The following is a 25,816-nucleotide window of genomic DNA, read 5'->3' on the forward strand; positions in this document are numbered from 1 at the left end:
ATTTTTAGGAAAGCTCGTTTATGATGGAGCAGGTTTTGCAACCCAAAAAAGCACGCATCCTTATCGTTGACGACGATCCGAATGTCCTTTCCGTCCTCGATGAGACCATGAACCAGTATGGCTGTGATGCCGTTAAGGCCTTCACGGGGGGTGAGGCATTGGCCTTGGCGGAAATCGCCCCCCCGGACCTTATCCTCCTTGATATCGGTATGCCGGAAATGGACGGATATCAGGTGTGCAAGCGGTTAAAGATTAACTCCAGACTCAAGGACATACCGGTGATTTTCATGAGCGGTCTTGATTCGACGGAGGTAAAGGTCAGGGCATTCCAGGCCGGGGGCGTCGACTATGTGACCAAGCCTTTCCAGTTCTCCGAATTGCAGGCCAGGGTAGGGACACACCTTAATCTCTGCTCGCTTCGCTATAAGCTGGAATTCCACAAAATGGTTGAGGAAAAGGTCAAAGAGGTCTCGGAAGCCCAGCAGGCAACCATTTTCGCCCTTGCAAAACTGGCAGAGCACAGGGATGGCGATACGGGCGCACATCTGGAGCGTGTCAGGGAATATTGCCGTCTGCTTGCGGAACAACTCCTTCAGGACTCATCTTATTCATCCCATATCTCGCAGGAGTTCGTGCAATGTATCCAGTATGCATCTCCGCTTCATGATATCGGCAAGGTGGCCATACCGGACAGCATCCTTTTGAAGCCCGGCAAGTTGACCGTCGAAGAATTCGAAGTGATGAAAACCCACACGGTTGTCGGTGCCGAGAACTTACAGGTTGTATATAACAAGTATGCGGAAAACATTTTCATCGGAATGGGAATCGAGATAGCCTTATACCACCACGAACGGTGGGATGGGAACGGGTACCCGGATGGCCTGATCGGAAAAAACATACCACTTTCCGCGCGCATAACGGCGCTGGCTGATTTCTACGATGCGCTTCGCTCAGACCGATGCTATCGTACCGGTTTCAGCCATGATCACGTCAAAACGATGGTCGTGGATGGTGACGGCACGCACTTCGACCCGGAGATTGTAAAGGCCTTTCTCGTGTTGGAAGATGAGTTCAGACTGATTATGGATAGACAATAACTTTAAATTTATCATGAATAAAGGGGATGCAGTTGACGCCAGCCCAAGAACTACTGACAGGTAATATCCGATTGCCCTCACCTCCTGCAATCGCGATCAAAATCCTTGAAACCGTGCGTAAGGAAAATTTTTCCTTTGAGGACCTTGCCCGGGTTATCGAATCTGACCCTGCGTTGGCTGCTCGAGTACTCAAAACCGCCAATTCCTCCTATTACAGCCAAAACCAAAAAATAAGCAGCATCGAAAAATCTCTGGCCATACTCGGCACGCATGCGGTGAAAAATATCGCCCTGTCATTCGTTATTTGTTCCGAGTTGATGTGTGAGCCCTATGAAATATTCGATGCGACGGTATTTTGGCGACGGGCTCTGTCATCGGCGGTCGCAGCCGAGATGATACTCAAGCTGACGGGCCAACAGTGTGCGGATATTTTTGTCATAGCCTTGCTTCAGGATATCGGCATTATGGTAATGCATGGTTGTCGGCCACGCGATTACCAGCTCGTATTCAATTATAGAAAAGGCAGTTCGCTGCCTTTGCCTGAAGTCGAAAGACTGATCTTTGGCTGCGATCATCAGGATGTGGGGGCTGAACTCCTGAAAAGCTGGCAACTGCCGGAGGAGATCTACGAATCGATACGTCATCACCATCAGGATAATCTGGTCCCGGAAAAATATCGCCTCCAGGCGGATATACTGAGTATCGCAAACGACCTGTCATCCTTTTACAGTGGGAAGCAGGATGTTAACAGGATCAGGCATCTCAAAAGCGTTCTCGATTCGAAATTCAGTATTAACGGGAGCGCAGTGGATGATTTAATTGAATCTGTCGGCACCCAGACATTGGCGGTGTTGTCCTCATTCGACATTGCCCCGGGGAAACTCCGCCCGTTTTCTCTCATATTGCAGGAAGCGAATGAAGGGCTCAGCCAACTGTACGACTCATACGCGTTACAAATTATTGAGCTCAAACAGGCTAAGGAAAGGCTTGAGGAGCAGGCACATGAACTCAGCAGTGCGAACAAAAAACTTCAGGAACTCGCCTCTCGGGACAGTTTAACGGGGATCTTCAATTACCGCATATTCCAGGAAGCAATGGATCGCGAGATGCTGAGGTCCCAAAGGTACGGTCATGAGTTTTCGTTGATCGTTTTTGATGTGGACAACCTCAAAAAAATTAACGATGAGCATGGACACTCTGCTGGAGACCAAATACTTATCGAAATATGTAAGGCGGTCGGCAAGACGATACGGGCAGTCGATGTTTTTGTCAGATGGGGTGGTGATGAATTCGCCATAATCATGCCGGAGACAGGTGGTGCACGAGCTCTTGTCGTTGCCGAGCACCTGAAGGATTGCGTGGAAGCGTTGATTGTTCAGATGGACAACGAAATCATTAAAACCAAAATCAGTATTGGTTTAACCAGTTGCGACCTTTCCAAATTACCCATGGATAAAAGAAAAATTATTCATTTATCCGACACAGCGTTATTGAAGGCAAAGGAAAGCGGCAAAAACAAAATTTGTGCTTTATTTTCGGATGGTCTGCAAAGCTGACATAAAAACGGCCAGATCAATAATTACATAAGGGCGATTTCCCATGACCTTGAAACAACTCGAAGTGTTCGTTGCCGTTGCCGAAACCCGCAGCTTTTCCCGTGGTGCCGACAAGACCTGTATCACCCAGTCCACGGCCAGCCAGCATGTCCAGGGTTTGGAGGAGGAACTGGGCATCAGGCTCTTTGACCGGGGCAGGGGGGGCGCCCTTCTGACCGAGGCCGGAAAACTGCTTGTGGGACGCGCCCGGAAGATCCTTGCCGAATGCGACGAATCCCGCTCTGCGGTACGACGTTTCGTCGGCATGGAGGATGTGGTGCTGCGCGTCGGCGCGAGTAATACGCCCGGGACCTGCCTGATCCCTGCGCTGCTTGACCAGTTCCATAAACAATACCCCAAGGTACGGCTTGAAGTGTTGCAGGGGGACAGTACGTCGGTTATGAAGCAACTGATTGACGAGGAGGTCGAACTGGGGTTCATCGGAGGACGTTTCAATGATGAACGGCTCTTTTTCGAAGCCTTGGGAGAAGACACCATTGTTTGTGCCGTCTCGTCCGATATCGCCGCAACGGGTAAACAGAGCCTCAGTCAGGCCGAACTATGCAAGGTGCCGATGATTGTCCGCGAACAGGGTTCGGGAACCCAAAAAGCTGTTTACGAGGCCTTTGCCGGCACCTGGATCAACAAAGATTCTCTACGTATCGTTGCGGTGCTCGGGAGCAGCGAAGCGATCAAACGAGCTCTTCTGAACGGAACGGGCTACGCCTTTATTTCAAGCATGGTGATCTCGGAAGAGCTGAATCATGGACAGCTGTCAACAGTCAGAATCCCGGGACTGAATATCTCCCGGAAATTCTATGCCGCCCGCCGTGACGGCAGGGAACTCTCGCCGGCCGCCGCCGCCTTCTGGGACCTCATGCTTTCCCGCTGGAAAACCACTCATTGAAACAATCGATGGCAACCCTGAAATGCTTCGTTTTAACCCATTTGACACATGGTGGGAATTCATTACACTGCACGTGGTGTAAAGAATTCACGTCAGGAGGGGCGAATGGAAAAGAATGACGGCATCAGCAGGGAAGACTTTCTGAAGGGCGTGGGAGCAGGGCTGGGAGCGGTGACCTTGGGCGGCATCATGGGTGGGCAGGCGTTTGCCGCGCAGGGGGAATCAAAAAAATATATCGTGGTGATCACCAATGGTGGAAATAATCCCAACCGGGCGATCCTGGGGCTGCTGATGGCTTTGACGGCACAGGACAAAGGGTTTGGCGCGGTTCACGTCTGGATGACTCTGGAAGGGGCGGAACTGGCCGACAAAAACAAGGCTGACCGAATCGATTCGCCGATCTTTAAAAAATTCGGCAATGCCGCAGAACTGATCAAAAAACTTAAGGACAAGGGCGCCACCTTCGGTGTCTGCCCGCCTTGTGCCGAATATGCAGGTGCAATCGGCAGCGAAAAATATGATTTTGTCGAAAAACAGGGGGCCGATTGGTTGATGAAGAATATCGCCGATGCCGTGGTCGCCTGGATGTAGTCGGAGCCGGGGGCGACCCGCCCGTTTGGGAGGCGCCCCCGGTGATGTCGGCTACTCGGCCTTGACGAACTGTCCCTTTTCTCCGCACTTCTCGCATTTTTGTGGTTTGCAACGCCCTTCCTTGGTAAATCCGCACGCACATTTCCAGGTTGCCATTGTGATATCACCTCCTGTTTCTGTTGTGGTATGATTTCCCCAACCCGTGTGAATTGAAAAACAACGGACAGGTGCTACAGTTGTAAAATAATAGCCCGGTATTTGCGAGGAAAAAATGAGCGAACTGGCCTTCCTGTTATTACTGTTCGGTTTGCCCGCCGCCATCGGATTTTATATGGCGCGGAGACGCGGCAAGAACCCCTTGCTGTGGGGATTGTTATCGGGAATATTCCCCTTCTTTCTGGTGATTCTCAGGATGCAGCACAAACCGTTGGATAATAAGAACGCCCCCCCGCAATAAGACCCTTTACTCCATTGGCCTCTTTTCAACTATTTTGGCATTTCATCCCGTTACTCTCCGTCTGATGGCTACAATTGCAGAGTCGCGCTCCACTCTAAGTGCGTTAAATAACGTACACATTCTCGAGAAAATATGATTACACTTCTTGTAATATTAATATGTTATTAATATTGTATATTTTTAGTGTGCGTCATATGACCACGAAAATAGGAATATACCCCTCTTTTCCCGGAGCCGGTCTGGAAGAGGGAATAACCGAAACACCATTATCGTGCCTGCTCAACTTGCAACTATTTGAATTATATCGTTTTTTATGTATATTATTTTTTTCGAACGATAGCCCCGGTTTAGGGCAGGATTTTGCAATATAAAAATAACAGAGGTTGGGCGGTACCAATTTACAAAAAGGGAGACTCGCCATGATGTCGATGTTGACGGCGCTTATGATGACATTGCTAACAATGGTTACCTTTTGCATGATCCCCCGCATCGGTTTTGACTGGTTGCGGTTCAAGGAATATGCGAAGGAGGACGATCGGGAGAACCTGCTCATGCTCCAAAGGCAAGAGAATGGGTGGGTTATCAGACACTTGGTCTGTGCCCTTTTTGCCGTTGCCTTGGTCGTGGCCATGAAAACCTGCCCAAATCTTGGACAACCCGAGCGTCTGGCCGCTGTTACCGCCCTCTATGCGGTGATCTCCTTCTGTTTTGCGCTGGTGGAATCAATTCTGTCGCAAAGGATTTTTCAATGTGCCATGGCCCGCATGGAGCCGATTAGGCAACATAATGATGAATAGACCATAATCTTTTTGACAAACGAACCATCACGACGGCCTCCGGGGACTCTACCCTGGGGGCCGTCGTTGTTCAAGGTGCTGCATAGTCAAGCTGCAACGGTCGGTTCCGGGCAACCGATTTGGTAATGATTTTTCATTGAATCGCCTGAATTCCGGCTGCAAATATGCCCCCTGCCGGTTTACTCCCGCCGATTTGCTGGTAAAATACTTCTCAGTATATTTTTCATGAATGTTCAGATCCCCTCATTTTGTCGTTGAGCGCTCTTCCGGGACAACGACCTATTCAAACATCAGAAAGGAATAAACGCATGAAAAAACACCTTGGTTCATTCTTCATCATGATAAGCATCGCACTGGCCGCAAGTTCCGCAATGAGCACGGAGCATCAGCATGGTGAGCATCAGCAAGCACTTACCGCGGATTCAAACGCCCCGGCCGATGTCAAACTACACGGTGATTGCGCTTATTGCGGCATGAATAGAGGAAAGTTCGCACACTCCAGAATGCTGATAACCTACGCCGATGGAAAATCGACCGCTACCTGCAGTATTCATTGTGCCGCCATCGACCTTAAAAACAGCAAGGGAGCGGCAATCAAGTCCGTCCAGGTCGGCGATTTCAACACAAAGGTATTGATAGATGCCGAAAAGGCTTTTTGGGTAATAGGCGGCGACCGCCGGGGTGTGATGACGAAAACCCCCAAATGGGCTTTTGCCGAAAAAACGGCTGCCGAGGCATTTATCAAAGATCATGGGGGCAAACTGGCCACCTACCATGAAGCGTTGAGTCTTGCGGAAAAGGATGGGGGAAAATGACCCCTGAAACCGGTTTTTCCGAATTTATTGAGTTACCTATTGTTTTATGTCGATTTTTGAATGATTATAACGTTAACGTTATTCGTGCCCGGAGGTGCCAAACATGCCACGACCTACCCTGATATCCTCGTTTGCCCTGTCGGTGCTGTTGCTGATTTTGACGCTGCAACCAGCCGTCGCTGAGACAAAATATCAGCGTACCATAGAAAATTATACTATCCCGGATGTGGTCCTGGTAAACCAGAGCGGTGCCAAGGTACGTTTCAGGGAATTGATGCAATCGAACAAGCCGGTTATCGTCGATTTTATCTTCGGCACCTGTACCACCATATGCCCAATCCTCTCCGTGAGTTTCGCCAATCTTCAGCAGAAGCTCGGCCCGGACTCCCGGAAGGTTCAACTGGTGTCCATATCCATCGACCCCGAGCACGATTCCCCGAAGGTTATGAAGGAGTATCTGAAACGATACCGGGCCAAGCCGGGATGGGATTTTCTCACCGGAAGCCGGGCGGATATCGACAAGGTCATGTATGCGTTCAACGCGTACATACCAAACAAGATGTCGCACTTTCCACTGACCCTTATTCGCTTGAACAAAGAGGGTAATAAATGGGTCAGAATTTTCGGATTGATGGGCAGTTCCGAGTTTATGGACGAGTGCCGGAAAGTGGGGATACAATGAAAGATACTGACCGATATCGGCGGTTTGGCGGCTTAGCCGTTGCGCTTCTGTTCGGTACGTTTTTTTCATTGTTCACGGTGGTGCCGGGTTCGTTTGGCGAGACCGCCAAACCGGCGCTTTCGAACCAGGAAAGGTTACACCTGGGAGAACAGATGTATCGTGAGGGGCTTTTGCCGTCAGGCGAGCCGATGCGCGCCTATGTCAAGGGAGACCTCCCCGTTCCGGGCACAGCCTTTACCTGCGTAAGTTGTCACCTGCGGAGCGGGCTCGGCTCTGTGGAAGGCGGCGTTTTCACGCCACCGACGAACGGCGATAAGCTCTTCCAGCCGTTCCAGCTTCTCTTTAAGGGCCTCGAACAGAAATATTTTCCCTTGCCCCCCCGACGGCCGGCATACAACGACGAAACTCTGGCCGAGGTTATCCGGAGCGGAGCAACCCCCACCGGGAAAGCGCTGAACGATGTCATGCCCCGGTATCTTCTTGACGATGGGGATATGGCGCTCCTGATCTATTATCTTAAGGAATTGTCGGCTCACTATTCTCCGGGTGTTACCACTACGGCGCTTCACTTTGCCACGGTTATTACGGATGAGGTGAGCCCTGAAGACCGTAACGCCATGCTGGCCCCTCTGGAACTGTATATCTCTATCAAAAACAACCAGGCCAAGGCTTACAAGACGCAGGGAAACAGGTCCCGCCAGATGGCGGAAAACATGCTCGTTTCCAAAGAGTTGGCAACCAGAAACCTTACGCTGTCCCGATGGGTGTTGAAAGGTCCGCCCGATACGTGGCGGAAACAGCTTGAGGACTATAATCGCAAGGAGCCGGTGTTTGCCCTGTTGGGTGGTATCTCCTACGGCGATTGGAAGCCCATTCACGATTTCAGCGAGCAGAACCACATCCCGTGCCTTTTCCCCATGACCAATCTCCCGGTGATTTCCGAAACCGACTGGTATACCCTGTATCCGTCGAAGGGGTATTATCAAGAGGGCGAGACGGCCGCCCGCTACCTTCATGCCGGTGGCGCCTTGCCAAAGGGCGCATCGGTTGTGCAGATCGTGCGTGATTCTCCCGAGGGGCGGGCACTGGCGGCGGGATTCCGGCAAACGTGGCTCGATTCAGGGCATCCTGCGCCGAAAACGGTCACACTGAAGGCAGGGCAGGCGATCAACGGAAATGTCCTGCGTCAGGCCGTGACGAAAAAAAAGCCACGTGTCATTATGGTATGGGATGGGGGCGAGGCCGTGCCGGCATTGCAGGCCTTTGCAGCTTCCGGGAGCAGGCCGGCATTGCTGTTCGTTTCAGCGCGCTACCTGGGAAAGAACCTGTGGACCTTACCCGACCAGATTCGCCCGTTCACCTATATAACATACCCTTATACCTTTTCCCTGAATGTTACCTACTCGTCCATGGGCAGTGCAACGCTTCAGGATGATCAGCAAAAGACCCTGAGTCAGGCGAACATTTTGATAAAAAATAAAGCGCAGGAGATGGCGAGCCTGGGCGATACCCTCACCCAAATCCTGACAATGGCGTTGATGGACTTGAAGGGGAATTACTATCGCGACAACCTTCTCGATGTCATCGGCATGATTGCGGATCAGCCCTCATCGGTTTTCGGGCGCCTCAGTTTCGGTCCCGGTCAGCGTTACGCGTCGAAGGGATGCAACATTGTCAAACTCACCAAAGGCCTCACGCCGGAACTGGTCAAGCAAAGCGACTGGGTGATCCATTGACCGTGAGCCATGAAAAGGATGGTTCCATGCTGAAACAGTTACGTTGTTTGATACCCGCTCTGCTGTTGGTTTTGTTCGTCTCTCTCCCGTCTCTTCCCACCGGCCCCGCGCTGGCCCCGGCCGCGCAGGAGAAATGCCCGGTTTGCGGCATGTTCGTCTCCAAGTATCCCGACTGGGTCGCGACCATACAGTTCAATGACGGTACCCATGCTACTTTTGACGGCCCGAAAGACCTTTTCACCTATTACCTGAACCTCAAAAAATATAATCCGGGTAAATCCCAGAGCGCCGTCACCGCTATTCGGGTCAAGGATTATTACTCGCTGACGGTTATCGACGGCCGAACCGCGTATTACGTGGTCGGAAGCGATGTATATGGTCCCATGGGCAAGGAACTTGTGCCGTTCTCCAAGCTCACTGACGCCCGCGGCTTCATGAACGATCACCAGGGGAAAAGGGTCGTGCGCTTGAACGAGATCACCCCGGCCATCCTGAAATCGTTGGAATAATCCGTCCAAGGATACTCATTGTGCGCAAATCCGACCAGTTTCTCTTTTTCACGGCATTCAACGTGGCGTTATTTGTCCTGATGCTGCTCCACAGCCATCATGGGCAGGCGGCGGCGCACGTCGAACGCCAGGAACGCATCAAGTTGGTCAGAGAGCTGATGCTCACGGACTTGTGCCTGTTCACAGAAGCTCGCTACACGCGCCACCCCTCCATGGCGGATCTTCATAGCCCCTTCCAGGACCACCCGCTCAGCCTGGAACATTTCCCGTCAGGTTCGTTTCTCTCACCACCGACACCGTATGCGAGGTAGCATGAATTCTCCCCTGAACCGACACCGGAATATCATCGACTTTGCCCTATCTTCCCTGCTGCGCCGCAAAATGAAGAATTTTTCCCTGTTGGCGGTTTACACGTTGATCGTTTTCGTGATTGCCTCGTTGCTCTTTTTTGTCCACGCCCTGAAGCGCGAGGCGGCGCTCCTGCTCGCCGACGCACCGGATATGGTGGTCCAACGCCTGATGGCGGGCAGACATGACCTGATCCCGGTGGACTACGCCGAGAAGATCCGCTCCATACCTGGTGTGCGTGCGGTAACCCCGCGTTTGTGGGGATATTATTATGATCCGGTTTTTGGGGCAAACTATACTCTTACGGTGCCTCCAAAGCCCCTTGTCGAGCCGGGAAACATACTGGTCGGCGCGGAGGTTTCACGCAATCAACGCGTAAGGGTAGGGGAGATGGTCGCATTCCGTACCTCTGACCACATCCCCCTGCTGCTTACGGTGAAAGGCATCTATCCCTCTGCGTCCAACCTGGTGGCCGCAGACCTGATTGTCATGTCGTCCGAGGATTTTCAGACGATGTTCAATCTTCCGAAAGACCGCGCCACCGATCTTGCCGTCACCGTCGCCAATCCCCGGGAACTAACCACGGTAGCCGCAAAGATCGTCGAGGCGTTCCCCGATGCCCGCCCCATTCTGAAGAGTGAGATGTTGCGTACCTATGACTCCATCTTCGACTGGCGCGGCGGGATGATGGTAGTTATCCTTTCCGCGGCAGTGCTCTCATTTGTCATATTCGCCTGGGACAAGGCAACGGGTCTTTCCGCTGAAGAGAGGCGGGAGATCGGTATCCTCAAATCCATCGGTTGGGAAACGGCCGATGTTCTCTATCTCAAGTTCTGGGAAGGTATCGTGATCTCGCTGAGCGCTTTTCTGTTGGGAGGGCTTCTGGCCTACGGCCATGTATTCTTTTTCTCCGCATCGCTATTCGAACATGCACTCAAGGGGTGGGCCGTGCTCTATCCGCGATTCAAACTGGTGCCGACGGTCGATAGTTATCATCTGGCAGTGCTGTTTTTTTTAACGGTCCTTCCCTATACCACGGCAACCATCGTCCCTGCCTGGCTGGCTGCCACGGCTGACCCTGACGCCGCCATGAGGTCGTGACCGTGATCGAATTATCCCATGTAACCAAAAGTTTTAACGTCGGTAAAAGCAACCAGTTTACCGCGGTCGAGGACGTCAGCCTGGCCATTGAGCCGGGGCAGCTTACCATCTTCAAGGGTCCGAGCGGTTCCGGCAAAACCACGCTCCTGTCGCTGATCGGCTGCATGAGCCGCCCGAGTTCGGGCCGCATCCGGCTGCGCGGCGTGCGGACGGCGTTTCTGACTGCGGAAGACAGCGATGGGGGATTTGACATCTCCAGCCTCCCCGAACGGTTTCTGACCGAGATCCGGCGCACGACCTTCGGATTCATCTTTCAGCAATTCAATCTGATACGAGGGATCTCCGTCCTGGAAAACGTCATGCTCCCCGCCTACCCAACCGCTGAAAGCCACGCCGTGTTCCAGGCACGGGCCCGTGAGTTGCTGCAGCTCTTCGATATCTCGCGCCACGCCTCATCCCGGGTGGAATGGCTGTCGGGAGGAGAACTCCAGCGGGTCGCCATTGCCAGGGCGCTGATCAACGATCCGGCGGTGATCATTGCCGATGAACCGACCGCGCATCTGGACAGCAAGCTCTCCCGCGAATTCATGGAGATTATCGCCATCTTCAAGGCCCAGGGCAAAACCGTGCTGATCGCCAGCCACGATCCGATAGCATACGATTCCCACCTGGCCGACCGTGTCGTGGAGATGCGGGACGGGCGTACAACCGCAGGCGGGACGGAACCATGATGCAGCACCCCGCCATACAGGCGCTATTGACCTCGTCGTTGTTGATTGCCGGTATGCTGCTGTATGCTGCCTGGTACGGGGTGAAAATTCTCCGTTCCTGGGACCTGCACAGCGGCAGCGAACTCCAGTTGCAACTCGAACGGCGGACGTACCTGATTTCGTCGATCTTAGGCTATGTCCTTGCGTTTCAGGTACTTTCGCTGTTTCTGTTCATCTTTACCGCCGATTCTCTCCACAGCCAGTTCACCGGCGCCATGTGTGCGGCCGGCAGTCTCAACGCAAACGGTTTCGGCTATCCGACGTTTTTCCTCAAGATCGCCACCTGCATCCTGGCCGGTGTGTGGCTCATCATCAATCATGTGGATACCCGCGGGTATGACTACCCTCTCATCAGGTTGAAATACGGCATTCTCGTGGCCATACTGGCTCCATTGGTGCTTATCGAGGCATTTTTACAGTTCAAATATTTCCAGGGGCTGCACGCTGATGTGATCACATCTTGTTGCGGAAGCCTGTTCAGTGTGGACAGGCGGAGTATTGGCGGAGATATTGCCGCGTTGCCGGCCGGCCCTATGGAGTGGGTCTTTTACTCTGCCGTGGCGGCCACCTTTGTCAGCGGCATTATCTTCTGTCTGAAAGGCCGCGGCGGCTATTTTTTTTCGGTCGCAAGCAGTCTTATGTTCATCATTTCGACTCTGTCGCTGGTTTCCTTCGTCTGCCTCTATATCTATGAGCTGCCATCCCATCATTGCCCCTTTTGCATTCTTCAGAAGGAATACGGTTATGTGGGGTATGTTCTCTATGTGAGCCTCTTTTGCGGCGGGGTGGCAGGATTGGGTACGGGGGCGCTGATGCCGTTTCGTAACCACGTAAGCCTTTCGCGCATTATCCCGGCGGTCCAGCATAAGCTCTCCCTGTTTGCGCTGGCGTCATACCTGCTTTATTGCCTGATTGTTTCCTATTACCTGATATTTTCATCGCTGCGGCTCTTCCCGTAATCCTTGCCGTCCCAGCCCGGACTGACGGGGTTTTAGTATTGCTAAAAAGGCCTCTTTACAGTATGGTTACGGGATTGAAACATGCAAAAATAAATTTGACTCAACGTGGAGGGCGGCAATGTTTAGCGAACCGGGCAAAACCAAATTCCAGATCGATCTGCGCGCACATTTACGCGAACAGAATATTAGTGACAATTTGGTCCATCTTATCTGCGAGATCGCCGAAGCAAGCAAATACGTCATCAATGCCGTGCGCACCGGTGACCTGGGTGTTGCAGGGACCTCGAACCTCTACGGCGAAGAACAGTTGGCCCTGGATGTGCTCTCCGATCGCATCATGCGTAAGCGCCTGGTTCATTCCGGCGTGGTGTGCAACATCGCTTCCGAGGAGATGGAAGAGATCTATCAGGTCACCAGCAATCCCCAGGGCATGTTTTCGGTGGCATACGATCCCCTGGACGGCTCGTCATTGGTGGACGTGAATCTGGCGGTGGGAACCATTGTCGGCATCTACCAGGGGTGTGAGTTGCTCCAGCCTGGGCGTAAAATGGTCGGCGCCATGTATATCCTCTACGGACCGCGGGTTTCACTGGTCTACTCCATCGGCAAGGGTGTCTACGAATTCACCATGAACCAATTGATGGAGTTTACCTTGACCAGGGAGAACGTCCGGATGAAACCGAGCGGGGACATCTATGCCCCAGGGGGCTTGCGCAAGAAATACACGGAGGAAAACGCCCGTTTTATCCGCCACCTGGAGGATAATGGTTCGAAACTGCGCTATTCAGGCGGCTTTGTGCCGGACATCAACCAAATACTGATGAAAGGTAAGGGGATATTCATGTACCCGGCCCTCACGGATACTCCCAACGGCAAACTGCGCCTTCTGTTCGAACTCAATCCCATGGCGTATCTCATCGAGCAGGCCGGAGGAGCCGCCACCAACGGAAAGATGCCCATCCTGGACATCATGCCGGAAGGCCTGGACCAGCGTGCTCCGGTTTACATCGGATGCCGTGAGGATGTGGACAAGGCCGGTGAATTCCTGAACGGTTATTCTGCATAGGGGGTAGGTCGTGCCGGGCAAAGACGACATCGAGGAAAAGGGAACCGAAACGCCGGTACAAAGGCTTTGCAACGAAATCCAGTTGTTCGACCTGTGCGACCTGGAGCGGTGCAATTACAAGAACGGTCGTTTCTGCACCAACGGAGAACTACTGGTTCGGTTCGATCGTATCTCGGAAAAGGACGACACGCATACGTACCTGCCGGAAGGACCTGAAGAAGGGGAGGATACGGATGAAGACGCCTTCGGAGATGCCTTGGACGACCGGGACGATGACGACCGGGACGACTGGGACGACGACTGAACGGGCGAGCTTGACCATCATATACGGCACAGAGGGGGAATGGTTTATACCATCCCCTTTTTTTTATGCGGGGTCACCGCATCAGGTAAACTTCTTACCGGCGCATTCCTCCCATTGGCTGCGGGACAGGGAGAGGAAGAGGTCGGCGATGTCGGGGTCGAACTGGCTGCCGCGGAAAGCGCGTACCTCGCTGATGACGGCATCGAAGGGGAGCGCCTTGCGGTAGGGGCGGTCCGAAGTCATGGCGTCCAGGGTATCCACTGCGGCAAATATCCGGGAGCCAATGGGAATCTGCTCGCCTTTCAGCCCCTTGGGATAGCCTCTGCCGTCATAGCGTTCGTGATGGGTGAGGATAATCTCGGCAGGCCCTTTCAGAAACCCTATCTCGGACAGGATGGCATATCCCACCTGGGGGTGGCGGCGCATCTCGATCCATTCGGCCTCATCAAGGGCGCCCGGCTTGAGCAGGATATTGTCCGATATCCCGATCTTGCCGATATCGTGCAGAAGAGCTCCCTTGGCCAATTGTTCCAGATCATTCCCGTTGATGCCCAGCTTTGCGGCCATCAGCGAGGTATAATTCATCACGCGTTCCGAGTGGGAACCGACCTCTTTTTCACGGGCATCCAAGGCCTTTACCAGGGCGGTCAGGGTATGGTCATAGGCCTTGTGCAATTCATTCATGGTGCGGCGAATCTGTTCGGTCTGTTCCATTACCTTGAATTCAAGGCTTATCTGGTAATTTTTTTTGTCGATTGCCAAGGTGCGTTTTTCGATGAGATTCTTGACCGTCAGAAAAACGCGATTGATGCTGAAAGGCTTGGATATGTAATCGTCCGCGCCGAGGTGGATGCACTCAAGGGCGGTATTCATGTCGGAGAGCCCGGTGACCATCAGGACCGCAATGTCCGGATCAATTTTTTTGATATCCCTCAGCAGGTCTACGCCGCTTCGGCCGGGCATCATGATGTCAGAAATAACCATATCGACGGTATGCTCGCTCAGGATGCCGAACGCCTCATCCACATTAGACGCCAGGTGGCAGATATACCCTTCCTGGAGTAACGCCGAAGCGAGCAGCTCTCTAATCATTTCCTCGTCATCAACGATCAGGATGTGTTCATTCATGAAAGGTCTCCGTTTGTGAAGCGCCTGGGAGTGGTTCCGATGCACCCGTTGACGATCTGAGTCAGCTCGACCGGGTTATACGGCTTCATTAGAAGGTTCTGCACCTCTTGTGGAAAATCGGTAATGCCGTGCTGTTCGTCCGCGTAACCGGACATGAAAACGATCTTCAAATCCGGATGTGAAGCCCGCATGATCTTTGCCATTTCGGGGCCCGTCATCACTGGCATGACGACGTCCGAGAGGAGCAGGTCGATCCTGTTGCCGTGATGCTTGAATAGTTCCAGTGCATCCAGGGGGGTTGAAGCGGTCAATACGCTGAATCCGCAGGATTTGAGGGTAATTGCGGACAGATCGAGTACCGACTGATCATCTTCCACGATCAGGATAAGACCGGTTACGGCCTGACCGGCCACATGTGCCTTGATGTCACCGGTCACGGCCTGTTCGTTATCGGGATATTGAGGCAGATAGATGCGGAATTCCGTCCCCACACCGACCTCGCTTAAGACCTGAATATGCCCGCTGCCCTGTTTGACGATGCCATAAACCGTCGCAAGCCCCAATCCCGTACCGGAACCCTGCACCTTGGTGGTAAAAAACGGTTCAAATATCCTGTTGATTATCTCACGAGGTATCCCCATGCCGTTGTCTCTGACCGAGATGACGATGAAATTCTCCGGCGGCACCTCGCTCTGCTGACGGATAAAGTCGTCATCCGGGGAGCAGTTGTTGGTCGCGATGGTGATGGCGCCCCCTCCCTCAAGGGCATCTCGGGCATTGATGACGAGATTCATGATGATTTGCTCAATCTGCCCCGCATCAGCCTTGATCAAGCCGATATCGTTCGAAAGATTTGTGTTGAGCGAGATGTTCTCTCCGATCAATCGGCAGAGAATCTTGTGGAGGCTGGTTATGAACGAGTTGACGTTAAGCTGTTGCGGAGAGATGAGCTGGCGGCGGCAGAAGGTCATCAGTTGCTGGATCAGGCTCGTGGCCCGTTCCCCGGCGTTGAGTATCTGCTCGACTTCTTTATTCATCTGCGAGTCCGGATCAAGCTTTTGGAGCAACAGCGTGCTATAGCCGTTGATCACGGTTAACAGGTTGTTGAAGTCATGGGCGATTCCCCCCGCCAATTGCCCGATGGCCTCCATTTTTTGGGCTTGGCGAAGTTGTTCCATGGCGGTTTTACGTTCGAGTTCCGCTCGGGCGATACCGATGGCCATGGCGCAGGTCTGTGCGTAATGTTCAAGTTCCACCACATCTTCTTTGAGATAGTCGCTGCTCTTGTTGGCAAGACAGAGCATGCCGACCGTTGTGGTGGCGATTTTAAGCGGGATTCCCATGAAACGGGTCAGAAGGGGAGAGCAGATCGGACAGGGACAGGAAATCCATTGGTGGTGCGCCGAAGAATCCATGACAACGCTGGCGCCAGTGTCCACCGCTGCAAAAAAGATCGAAGGGTGCCGCTTCATTTCATAACTTCCATGACGCCGGATTTCGTATTGAATAGTGCGAAAACAATCTTCTTCGGAAATCGGGTCGAAAGATGCCAGCGAAAGGGCCTGAATGGAGGCGGAACCGGTGGGAAGTAACTCGTAAAACATGCCGAAAGGCGAATTGGTAACGGTCATGGAGGCGTCGAGCAGGACGGCAGCCATCTGACTGATGCTTCCTGACTCGATAAAACGCAGATTGGCCGCCGTAATGGCTTCGGCTAAGGTAAGGCGCCGGCGTTGGTTATTCTCGGCGACCCGGTAGTAACGCCTCGATTCGGCAGCGGCCAGTAACATCGACTTTTTTGAATGGGACTGATCAGGGATCATGGATCCTCAAATCTTTTTCTTTTCCACTTTTCCACTAATTTAAATATTTATCATCCAATCGTTAAGTTTTCAAGTGGCTCACATAATATTGTATCTCGTACACTATTCTGTTATCGTTTTTGTCAATGATCTCAACAATTATTTTTGGGCGGCCTCCCCGAAGGGAAAAATGATGCATAACTGCCGGCAACACCCCACGTCGTCTGCAAGCCTCCCATGTTCCGCCGCCATCCGCTCCTGATACCCTTCTGGTCGATGGCCGTCGGGCTCTGTCTGGCGGATGGCTATTCCGTCGCGGTTCCGGTTGGGGTACTTGCCGCTGTTTTCAGTTGTCTTGTGCTCAGTAGCCTGATCAAAAGCAGTATTCCGTTCCTCCTCTGTTCAGCAACCTTCTTTTTCGTGCTGGGCCTCTATTTCCTGGGAGCCTACCTGCATCCGGTGGTACCGGCATACGACATACGGAATTTTGCTACTCGCGACCCGATCATTGTCGAAGGGATCGTGCAGTCGCGGCCGGTGGCCGCCGCCCAGGGCTGCAGTTTCGTGTTGCGGGTCGAGGGAGTTGTCAGGGAAGGCTCCCCCGTCCCGGCGTGTGGCAGGTTGATGGTATATCTCGCCACGGGCGACACCCCCCTGACACGCGGCGACCGGGTCCGTTGCATGGCCAGGATCACCGTGCCCCATCGGCTTGGGATCCCGAGCGAATTCGATTACACGCGTTACCTGGCCTACCAGGGGGTGACGGCCACGGGGAGGGTTGCCGCACCGGACGGGATGGTCCTGCTCCGCGGTGCTGCCGAGGATTCGCTGTTGCGGCGCTTTGACCTCGTTTCCCGCCGTCTTGGCGATTTTATCCGGACGACGGTACCGGACCGGGAGCTGTCGTCGGTTCTAACCGCCCTTCTGATCGGCGACCAGAAACGTATCCCGGCCCCTCTGAATGACGCCTACACACGGGCCGGTGTAAACCATATCCTCTCCATTTCCGGGTTTCATGTGGGCATCATCGCCTGGTTCATCGTCGCGGTTGCCCTGTACCTGGCGACCCGTTCCGAATTTCTGGGCCTTCGTTTCAACTTGCGACGCACGGCGCTTTTGATGGCCGTGCCCGCCATGCTGGCCTATCTCTTTCTGACCGGCGCCGCGCCGGCCACAGCCCGTTCGGTCATCATGCTGGCCGCCTTTGTCCTGGCACTCCACGCCGAACGCGAGACAGACCCGCTCAATGCGTTACTGCTGGCCGCCTTTGTGCTGGTTGTCGTCAGCCCTCCCAGCCTGTTCGATCTTTCCTTTCAATTGTCCTTCCTGGCCCTGTGGGGCATAGTTGTCGCCGTCCCATTATTTATGGAGGGCACCAGGAGAGTGCCAAAAAACTGGCAGCGCAACCTCATACAGTTCGTAGCCGTATCCTGCGCCGCGGCGTGCGCCACCATCGTGCCGGTCCTGTTCTATTTCGGTCAAACCTCGCTTAACGGCATCATCTCCAACCTTCTGATCGTCCCGATTCTTGGCTATGGAGCGGTTCTGACCGGTTTTACCGCGCTCCCGTTGGTTTATCTTGCCCCCCCTGCGGCCCGGGTGCTGTTATGGTGCGCCGGGCAACTCACCGCGCTCTCCAACTGGCTGGTGGCCTTGTTTGCAAAGCTTCCGCTATTCTCCGTCCACACTATTACCAGCCTGGACATGCTCTGTTTTCTCTGTTTCATGGTGTTTGCCACCTTTTTGCGGCGCTCTCGGGGCACGTACGCGCTGTGTGTCCTGCCGCCCCTGGTGGCTGTTATAACCCATCTGAGCGCGCCGGCAGCGGCCGATGGACGTCTGCACGTCACCATGCTCAGTGTGGGGCAGGGGGAGTCGCTGCTGGTTCGTTTTCCCGATGGCGGGACCATGCTCGTGGATGGAGGAGGGTATCTACATGACAACGGCCGTGATTTTGGCCGGCAGGTCCTGGGGCCGGCCCTGTGGAAGCTGGGTGTACACAGGATTGACCGCTTGGTGCTGACCCACAGCCATCCCGACCATATCGGCGGGATGGCGTTCCTTGCCCGCACCTTTCCGGTGGGCGAATTCTGGGAACCGGCCCAGGGGGGCACCGGCGAACAATACGAACAACTACGGGCTGCACTGGCTGAGCGGCACGTCCCGAGGCGCCCTCTGGCCGCCGGCGACGAATTAACCTTTGCCAACGGCGTCAAGTTGGCCGTACTCTCCCCTCCGAGGGAGACCGTCCCCCGACCGCCGGTTACCGATGAGGCGGAGGAGAACGAAAAGTCGTTGGTGTTCCGGCTCAGTTTCGGCTCATTCAGTATGCTTTTCACCGCCGACGCCGGTTTTCCCACTGAAGAGCGCATACTGGCAGGTAACGCCGAGCTGACGTCCACGGTGCTCAAAGCGGGCCACCACGGCAGCCGCTACTCCACGTCGGAGAGGCTTCTCGGCAGGGTTTCTCCCGCGCTGGCCCTGATCTCGGCAGGCCGGGGCAACAACTTCGGGCTGCCGGCGCGGCAGACCCTTGAACGGCTGCGAGGGCGCGGCATCCGCACGTGGCGCACGGATCTGGACGGCACCATCGATCTGACCAGCGACGGTGTTTCCTGGAATGTAGCAACCCCCTATCGTCCCGACTGATTCCGCGCATCATGAATTGACATATCTTGCTTAAATGCGGTAAAGAGATTAGGTATAATTATTTTTAACGCATCCACGGGCCCACTTCATGGAAAGAATCCTTATTATAGAAGATGATCGTTTTTTTCGGGATGCCTTTTCCGACTTGTTGAGAAAGGAAGGGTATGAAGTGGAGTGCGCGTCCGGCGGCGGCGAAGGTTTGGAGATGCTTGCCGGAAACCACTACGATCTGGTGATTACCGACCTGATCATGCCCGAGATCGACGGTATGGAGGTTTTGTCCCGCGTCAAAGGGGCAAATCCCGATATCGACGTCATCATGGTGACCGGCAACACCAACCTGGAATCAGCCATTTTTGCCCTCAAACACGGTGCGCGGGATTATCTGCTCAAACCGGTCAACCCGGATGAATTCCGTCATTCCGTTGCCTTGTGCGTACAACAGCGCAGGCTTTTGAATGAAAACGTAGAACTCAAGAAGATGGTCAGCCTGTTTCAGGTCAGCCAGACCATAGCCAGCTGTCTCGAACTGGAGCGGATTTATCATCTCATGGTCGAGGCGGTGGCTCGCGAGCTGGGTGTCGGGCGCTATCTCGGTTTCTTCCAGGCCGACAGTAAACTTGAGTTAAAAGAGGTGCGCGGGCTTACCACCGATAGCGCTGAATATTACCGCAAGATCGTTATGTCGGTATTACCCGAAGAAATGCCGGCAAGCCACCGGATCGACACGCTTATGCTTCCTGACGAGGCTACGGGCGCACTCGAAGAGGTCTGCCTGATATACGTCTGCAACAGGGGAATGTTTCACGGAGTGATGCTATTGTTCAGCGAACCGGTCGGCCGGTTGCCCGATATCCAGCTTGAACGGAAAAACATCCTCTTTTTGCTGGAACAGTCTTCACAAGCCTTCGAGAATGCGGAAACCTATTCCCGCGCCAAGGACATGCTCTTTATCGACGACCTGAGCGGCCTGTTCAACCACCGCTATCTGGAGGTCGCACTCAATCATGAGTTGAAGCGGGCCGAACGCTATTCCTCGCATCTCGCCGTCCTGTTTCTCGATATCGACTTCTTCAAAAACGTCAACGATACCTATGGCCACCTGGTGGGAAGCCGGGTTTTGCGGGAAACGGGTTCTCTGGTGCAGAAAACGGTGCGCGAAATCGACGTGGTGATCCGTTATGGCGGCGACGAGTTCACGGTCATCCTGGTGGAAACGGGATGTGATGCCGCCCATATGGTGGCCGAACGTATTCGTAAAAGGGTCGAGTCCCATGTATTCATGGCGTCTGAGGGTTACAATATTCGTCTGACCTGCAGCATCGGCTATGCCTGTTGCCCCGATGACACCCTGTCCAAGTATGAGCTTCTGGAAATGGCCGACAAGGCCATGTACTCCGGAAAATCCAGCGGAAAGAACTGTGTCAGCCATTTTGCACTCTCCCCCTGACCCATTCCCATCTAGTTTCTATCTTATCAACCTGAGGAACCCCCATGTCCATTACGGCAATTAAAGGATTCAACGACATCCTTCCGGCAGAATCGGATCGGTGGCAGTATATAGAACAGGCAGCCCGCCGCGTTTTCGAGCTGAACGGCTTTTCCGAAATCCGCGTGCCGATCATGGAAAAAACCGAGCTGTTTTGCCGCTCCATCGGCGACGCCACGGATATCGTCGAGAAGGAAATGTATACCTTTACCGACAAGGGAGACAACAGCGTTACCCTGCGTCCCGAGGGAACGGCCAGTGTCATGCGGGCCTTCATCGAACACAAGCTGTATGCCCAGGACCCCGTGGCCAAGCTCTACTACCTGGGTCCCATGTTCCGCTATGAACGCCCGCAGAAAGGGCGCTACCGCCAGTTTCACCAGATCGGCGCAGAGATCACCGGCGTCACCGCTCCCCTGGCCGATGCCCAGGTGCTGAACATGCTGGTGCAATTCTTTCGGGAGATCGGACTGGACGAACCTTCCCTGCAGATAAACTCCCTGGGGTGTCCCGAGTGCCGTCCCGCATACCGCGCGGCGCTTGTGGCATTCCTGGAGAAACGTCTGGACAGCCTCTGCGAGGACTGCAAGCGGCGCTTCACCACCAACCCGTTACGCATCCTGGACTGCAAGGTGCCGGGGTGTATCGAGGCTACCGTTGGCGCGCCTTCCATGCTGGATCATCTCTGTGGGGGGTGTTCCGAGCACTTCGCCGGAGTCAAGGGTTACCTGGACTCCACCGCCACCCCGTACAGCATCAACCCCCGCATGGTGCGCGGCCTGGATTACTATACCCGCACCACCTTCGAGCTGGTAACCGGGCTTCTGGGCTCCCAATCGGCCGTGGCGGCCGGAGGGCGCTACGATGGCCTGATATCGCAACTGGGGGGGCCGGCCATTCCAGGTATCGGCTTTGCCATCGGATTCGAACGCGTGGCGTTGCTTCTGGGTGACAAGGACTTCTCCCGTCAGCCGGACCTGTTCATCGCCACCATGGGGTCAGGGGAACGTGATTTTGCCTTCCGGCTGATGCATGAACTGTTGGGCCTGGGGGTGCGGGTGGAGTTGGAGTACGAGGGCAAGAGCCTGAAGAGCCAGATGCGCCGCGCCGACAAATTGGGCGCACGGTACAGTGTCGTCATCGGAGAGAACGAGGTCGCCTCGGGCAGGGCTGCCTTTAAGCGGATGAGGGACGGGGAGCAGATTGAGGTCCCCCTCAAAAGCGAAGACATCATGAATATGCTGACCAATTTAACCTAGCCCCCCGCCCGGACGCCGCCTAACAGGTTTTCGAAAATCGTCGCGAGGAGGTCGTTATGCAAGGCGCAAGCGAGGGAGGATGCGAGGCGTACCCCTTGGTACGTTGAGCTTCCGAGCGAGCGGCAACGCCGCAGAACGGCCCCGCAGCAGATTTTCAGTCGTCCTTCTTGATCCGCACCACCTGACTTACTCCGGGCATGGCCTCGATCTCGTGATCGTCCAACGTGTCCGTATTGCCGATGACGCCGATGATCGTACGGTTGGCGCCGGTTGATTGATGAATGTCGAAATCGTGGGTGATGAGATATTCCTTTATCTGGTCAAGCGTCTCTTCTGCTGCATGTTTTTTCATAATAATCAACATATTGAACAAACTCCTCTCATCTGATACATGAAGTGTTTCCGATCTGTCTCCGCGTCCGAGGCGAAGCGGTTATGCCTCTTCTTCTGCGTGCGACATGATGCGTTCCAGACGGCGCGATTCGTCCACAACCCTCTCGAATAACCTTACGATGGCCCCATCGTCCAGCGGGCCGGGGTTCTCAGTCTTCATGCGGGCAAAGATGCGCTTTTCGCGGGCCGGGTCAAAGACCGGCAGGCTCAGCCCCTTTTTGAGGTGCCCGATCTCCAGGGCGAGGCGGGCGCGCTCGTTGAAGATGCGTAACAGTACGTCGTCCAGCAGGTCTATCCTGATGCGAATTTCATTAATGTCCAATGAATCCCCCCCAACTGGTCACGCATCCAGTTTTTACGGCAGTTAATTACGAACAAGATTTAACGGGTTGTTGAAAACCAGGTTGTTCAAAAATAGTCAGATCGTCGCACCAGCAGAAGGCCCTGCGGAGTCGTAGCAGCGCTACACCGCACAAAAGGGCTTTCGAGGACGGCGGCGAGATGGCTGTTTTTCAACAACCTCCTAAAATTGCTTCTTGATGAATGAATCCTTTTTGCCGCCCATATCGTCCCGCTCCGGGTAGTCGATATTGTAATGCAGGCCGCGGGATTCCTTGCGCATCTGGGCACAGGTCACAATCAGTTCGGCCACGGTCGCGATGTTGCGCAACTCGATCAGGTCCGACGTGACGATGAAGTTCCAGTAATACTCCTCGATTTCGTCCTGAATCAGCCGGATACGCCGCATGGCCCGTTCAAGTCGCTTGTCGGAGCGGACAATGCCGACATAGTTCCACATGCTGCGTCGGATCTCGTCCCAGTTCTGGGATACCACCACCATCTCATCGCTGTTTGTGGCGGTGCCCGAATCCCATACCGGCAATTCTGGATGCCCGTTGGTCAGTTTTTTTACCGCCTGTATGGCGTGGCGATAGGCCTTGCCGGCATAGACCGCCGCTTCCAGCAGTGAATTGCTGGCAAGACGGTTGGCGCCGTGCAGCCCGGTGAAAGCGGCCTCGCCGATGGCGTACAGGCCGGGGATATCGGTCTCCGCGTCGGTGTTGACCGCCACGCCGCCGCACAGGTAGTGGGCCGCGGGTACGACCGGCAGACCTTCCTTGGTCATGTCCAGCCCGAACTCCATGCAGGTCTGGTAGATGTTGGGGAACCGGCTGCGCACGAAATCAGCCGGTTCGTGGGTGATATCCAGAAAAACGCAGTCATCGCCGCTGGTCTTCATCTCGTTGTCGATGGCGCGGGCCACGATGTCCCGCGGGGCGAGGTCCTTGAGTTTGTGGTATTTCTCCATAAAAGCCGTGCCGTCCCGGCGCCTCAGGATGGCTCCTTCGCCGCGCACCGCCTCGGAGATCAGGAACGACTTGGCCAGGGGATGGAAGAGGGTAGTGGGGTGGAACTGCATGAACTCCATGTTGGCGATGGTTGCTCCGGCCCGGTAGGCCATGGCGACGCCGTCGCCCGACGCCACATCCGGGTTGCAGGTGTACAGGTAGACCTTGCCGGCTCCGCCGCTGGCCAACAGGGTGATCTTGGACGAAAAGGTCTTTACCTCGCCGGCATTGATATCCAGGGCATAGGCGCCCAGGCAGCGATTCTGTTCCAGGGGACGGCGCTCGATCTTGGCCTGGGTGATCAGGTCAATGGCGATGTGGTGTTCGAACACCTGGACGTTGGGGTGCTGGCGGACGGCCTCCACCAGGGCGCGTTCGATTTCCCGGCCGGTGATGTCCTCTGCGTGCAGAATTCGGCGGGCGCTGTGCCCCCCTTCACGGGTCAGATCGTAGTCGTCGCTGCCGCTGCCGGTGGTGAATTTGACCCCCCATTCGATCAGGTTGCGAATGGTCTGGGGACCTTCTTCCACCACCATGCGGACCACATCCTCGTGGCAGATGCCGGCCCCGGCCACCAGAGTGTCATCCACATGGGCGTCAAAGGAGTCTTCTGCGGAGAAGACCGAGGCGATGCCGCCTTGGGCATACTTGGTGGCGGATTCTGATATATCACGCTTGGTTACGAGGGCAACGCTGCCGTGATCGGCGGCCTGGAGTGCAAAGGAGAGTCCGGCAATACCGCTGCCGATGACGAGAAAGTCACTTTCGATGAGCATAACGCACAGTCCCTTCTGGTTTTGTATACACGAAAGTTTTGAATTATTCTCCTGTGGGGTGATTTTGTCAAGCGGAGAGGGGATAAACGAAGAAAATGGAAAAAAGCCGGCCTGGTTGAACGGGGTCGCTTCATTCGTGCTTTAGAGTTTTTTGTTTATTGCGTAAGAATCTCTGGAAGTCTCTCGGTTTGAAAATGAGGCGATTTCTTCAGGAGTCCCAATGTAAGATGCTCCCCCTGCTTTCATGGCAGGGGGAGCATCTTAGTCAATTCCAGCTGAAGTTCGAATCAAAAATGATTTCAATGATTGAAGTCTCCTTCGTCTTTTTGGGAACGGGCCCCCAGCCTTTTGGGAATACCTCCCAGAAATGCAATGACGGTAATGCCTGCAATCAAAAGGATGAAAGTGGACGGTTCGGGTGTCGCTGTAATAGTGTCGTTGGGCTTAGTCCCGGAACTATAAGCACCGAAACCACCATTACCACCATTACCACCACCGCCGCCAAAAAAAGTAAGCGTATAGCTGGTTGGAAAAGACTCTAAAGATTTATCGATGGGTGGTGGAAGTAGATTAGATACTGGGTCGACCGGTGTCCCTTCAACAGGACCGGCAATCCGGCGGGGAGGTCCATCAACCCGCTCCGAAGGTCCGGGATTTGCTTTGCCGGGAGGTGGGGCGGCAATATAGTCATTGCAACAAAAAGTTCGGACCATGCGGGTCCCATCGGTTATGTACCCATCGCCCTTCGGTAATCTGACCGGCCTGGACGTCCTCCTGATCATCTCGTCTTTTCTGTAAGAGACATATGTCCAGATTTCATTGTCCTGTTTTCCCAGATGAGCTGTTTGCCAGTTGAATCCCTCAAAATGACGCGCCAGTACCGGATCATTCTCAACCGTACTACGGAAATCCTTTACTGAGCGAATACTGTTTTTAGCGCACAATCCATAGTATTTCCCAGATATCTCACTATCGGCTTCAGTTGGTTCCTGCAGCTTTTCTACGGGAACTTGTACGGATGTTTTGTGAGCATCCCCCCCGTGTACCTCTTTATCTTTAACAAAAGAATGAATAAAAATACCGGATGCAATTAAAACAAAAACTATAATAGACCACCTTATATAACGAGTGGCCGCCATTAATGGTTTATGATTGTTTTTCGTTGACATGAATCTCATCGCCTTTAAGGCATCCGCCGGGTTTATATTGTTTTTCGATGAATACCAAGTGACAGGTG

At 54.1% G+C, this 25,816-nt stretch carries 26 protein-coding genes; 19 read left to right on the forward strand and 7 right to left on the reverse strand.

Annotated elements, in window-relative coordinates:
- The first annotated feature begins 20 nt into the window (after positions 1–20).
- From LDN12_RS08890 to LDN12_RS08905, 4 genes are all read left to right on the forward strand, one after another.
- Positions 21–1,097, forward strand: a complete 1,077-nt coding sequence (locus LDN12_RS08890) for a response regulator (protein ID WP_223922317.1) — start codon at positions 21–23, stop codon at positions 1,095–1,097.
- Positions 1,098–1,123: 26 nt separating this feature from the next.
- Positions 1,124–2,653 carry a GGDEF domain-containing protein gene (locus tag LDN12_RS08895; protein ID WP_223922318.1) on the forward strand — a complete coding sequence of 510 codons (1,530 nt, stop codon included), beginning with the start codon at positions 1,124–1,126 and terminating at the stop codon, positions 2,651–2,653.
- 43 nt (positions 2,654–2,696) lie between these two features.
- Entirely contained in the window at positions 2,697–3,599 is a 903-nt protein-coding gene (locus LDN12_RS08900; RefSeq protein WP_223922319.1) for a selenium metabolism-associated LysR family transcriptional regulator, read from the forward strand.
- A gap of 105 nt (positions 3,600–3,704) precedes the next feature.
- The gene (locus LDN12_RS08905) at positions 3,705–4,190 is read left to right on the forward strand and encodes a DsrE family protein (RefSeq protein ID WP_223922320.1); all 486 of its coding nucleotides are present in this window, start codon (positions 3,705–3,707) and stop codon (positions 4,188–4,190) included.
- 51 nt (positions 4,191–4,241) lie between these two features.
- Here LDN12_RS08905 and LDN12_RS08910 read toward each other — a convergent pair whose 3' ends face one another.
- Positions 4,242–4,346: an RCKP-type rubredoxin-like domain-containing protein gene (locus LDN12_RS08910; RefSeq protein ID WP_149210251.1), complete on the reverse strand. Its 105-nt coding sequence runs from the start codon at positions 4,344–4,346 to the stop codon at positions 4,242–4,244.
- A 115-nt stretch (positions 4,347–4,461) separates the two neighbouring features.
- Between LDN12_RS08910 and LDN12_RS08915 the strand changes: the two genes are divergently transcribed.
- From LDN12_RS08915 to LDN12_RS08970, 12 genes are all read left to right on the forward strand, one after another.
- Entirely contained in the window at positions 4,462–4,647 is a 186-nt protein-coding gene (locus LDN12_RS08915; RefSeq protein WP_223922321.1) for a YrzE family protein, read from the forward strand.
- A 422-nt stretch (positions 4,648–5,069) separates the two neighbouring features.
- A complete protein-coding gene (locus LDN12_RS08920) occupies positions 5,070–5,444 on the forward strand; it encodes a hypothetical protein (protein ID WP_223922322.1) in 375 nt (124 codons plus the stop codon).
- Between the two features lie 308 nt (positions 5,445–5,752).
- Positions 5,753–6,259, forward strand: coding sequence for a nitrous oxide reductase accessory protein NosL (locus LDN12_RS08925; protein ID WP_223922323.1), 507 nt, complete (start codon positions 5,753–5,755; stop codon positions 6,257–6,259).
- A 103-nt stretch (positions 6,260–6,362) separates the two neighbouring features.
- Positions 6,363–6,941: an SCO family protein gene (locus LDN12_RS08930; protein WP_223922324.1), complete on the forward strand. Its 579-nt coding sequence runs from the start codon at positions 6,363–6,365 to the stop codon at positions 6,939–6,941.
- Entirely contained in the window at positions 6,938–8,677 is a 1,740-nt protein-coding gene (locus LDN12_RS08935) for an ABC transporter substrate-binding protein (RefSeq protein WP_223922325.1), read from the forward strand. The genes LDN12_RS08930 and LDN12_RS08935 overlap by 4 nt, the downstream gene beginning before the upstream one ends.
- A gap of 26 nt (positions 8,678–8,703) precedes the next feature.
- Entirely contained in the window at positions 8,704–9,186 is a 483-nt protein-coding gene (locus LDN12_RS08940; protein WP_223922326.1) for a nitrous oxide reductase accessory protein NosL, read from the forward strand.
- 20 nt (positions 9,187–9,206) lie between these two features.
- A complete protein-coding gene (locus LDN12_RS08945; protein ID WP_223922327.1) occupies positions 9,207–9,497 on the forward strand; it encodes a hypothetical protein in 291 nt (96 codons plus the stop codon).
- Position 9,498: 1 nt separating this feature from the next.
- The gene (locus LDN12_RS08950; RefSeq protein ID WP_223922328.1) at positions 9,499–10,635 is read left to right on the forward strand and encodes an ABC transporter permease; all 1,137 of its coding nucleotides are present in this window, start codon (positions 9,499–9,501) and stop codon (positions 10,633–10,635) included.
- 2 nt (positions 10,636–10,637) lie between these two features.
- A complete protein-coding gene (locus LDN12_RS08955) occupies positions 10,638–11,366 on the forward strand; it encodes an ABC transporter ATP-binding protein (RefSeq protein ID WP_223922329.1) in 729 nt (242 codons plus the stop codon).
- The gene (locus tag LDN12_RS08960) at positions 11,363–12,364 is read left to right on the forward strand and encodes a hypothetical protein (RefSeq protein WP_223922330.1); all 1,002 of its coding nucleotides are present in this window, start codon (positions 11,363–11,365) and stop codon (positions 12,362–12,364) included. Before LDN12_RS08955 ends, LDN12_RS08960 begins: the two co-directional genes overlap by 4 nt.
- Positions 12,365–12,482: 118 nt before the next feature.
- Positions 12,483–13,430, forward strand: coding sequence for a class 1 fructose-bisphosphatase (locus LDN12_RS08965; RefSeq protein ID WP_223922331.1), 948 nt, complete (start codon positions 12,483–12,485; stop codon positions 13,428–13,430).
- 10 nt (positions 13,431–13,440) lie between these two features.
- Entirely contained in the window at positions 13,441–13,734 is a 294-nt protein-coding gene (locus LDN12_RS08970) for a hypothetical protein (protein ID WP_223922332.1), read from the forward strand.
- 81 nt (positions 13,735–13,815) lie between these two features.
- Here the strand turns inward: LDN12_RS08970 and LDN12_RS08975 are convergent, their stop codons facing one another.
- Together LDN12_RS08975 and LDN12_RS08980 are read right to left on the reverse strand one after the other, a co-directional pair.
- Entirely contained in the window at positions 13,816–14,862 is a 1,047-nt protein-coding gene (locus tag LDN12_RS08975; RefSeq protein ID WP_223922333.1) for an HD-GYP domain-containing protein, read from the reverse strand.
- Positions 14,859–16,685 carry an ATP-binding protein gene (locus LDN12_RS08980; RefSeq protein WP_223922334.1) on the reverse strand — a complete coding sequence of 609 codons (1,827 nt, stop codon included), beginning with the start codon at positions 16,683–16,685 and terminating at the stop codon, positions 14,859–14,861. Before LDN12_RS08980 ends, LDN12_RS08975 begins: the two co-directional genes overlap by 4 nt.
- A 216-nt stretch (positions 16,686–16,901) precedes the next feature.
- Between LDN12_RS08980 and LDN12_RS08985 the strand changes: the two genes are divergently transcribed.
- From LDN12_RS08985 to hisS, 3 genes are all read left to right on the forward strand, one after another.
- Entirely contained in the window at positions 16,902–19,313 is a 2,412-nt protein-coding gene (locus LDN12_RS08985) for a DNA internalization-related competence protein ComEC/Rec2 (protein WP_223922335.1), read from the forward strand.
- Positions 19,314–19,401: 88 nt separating this feature from the next.
- On the forward strand, positions 19,402–20,763 hold the full coding sequence (locus LDN12_RS08990) for a diguanylate cyclase (protein ID WP_223922336.1): 1,362 nt from the start codon (positions 19,402–19,404) through the stop codon (positions 20,761–20,763).
- Positions 20,764–20,807: 44 nt separating this feature from the next.
- Positions 20,808–22,061: a histidine--tRNA ligase gene (gene hisS / locus LDN12_RS08995; protein ID WP_223922337.1), complete on the forward strand. Its 1,254-nt coding sequence runs from the start codon at positions 20,808–20,810 to the stop codon at positions 22,059–22,061.
- Positions 22,062–22,215: 154 nt separating this feature from the next.
- Here the strand turns inward: hisS and LDN12_RS09000 are convergent, their stop codons facing one another.
- From LDN12_RS09000 to LDN12_RS09015, 4 genes are all read right to left on the reverse strand, one after another.
- On the reverse strand, positions 22,216–22,425 hold the full coding sequence (locus tag LDN12_RS09000) for a hypothetical protein (protein WP_223922338.1): 210 nt from the start codon (positions 22,423–22,425) through the stop codon (positions 22,216–22,218).
- A 69-nt stretch (positions 22,426–22,494) separates the two neighbouring features.
- Entirely contained in the window at positions 22,495–22,776 is a 282-nt protein-coding gene (locus LDN12_RS09005) for a chorismate mutase (protein WP_223922339.1), read from the reverse strand.
- Positions 22,777–22,977: 201 nt separating this feature from the next.
- Complete coding sequence (gene nadB, locus LDN12_RS09010; RefSeq protein ID WP_223922340.1) at positions 22,978–24,579, reverse strand: L-aspartate oxidase; 1,602 nt, start codon at positions 24,577–24,579, stop codon at positions 22,978–22,980.
- A 299-nt stretch (positions 24,580–24,878) separates the two neighbouring features.
- Positions 24,879–25,748, reverse strand: a complete 870-nt coding sequence (locus LDN12_RS09015; RefSeq protein ID WP_223922341.1) for a hypothetical protein — start codon at positions 25,746–25,748, stop codon at positions 24,879–24,881.
- Between the last annotated feature and the right edge of the window lie 68 nt (positions 25,749–25,816).

Origin of the sequence: Geobacter sp. AOG2 (assembly GCF_019972295.1) — a bacterium.
GTDB lineage: Bacteria > Desulfobacterota > Desulfuromonadia > Geobacterales > Pseudopelobacteraceae > Oryzomonas.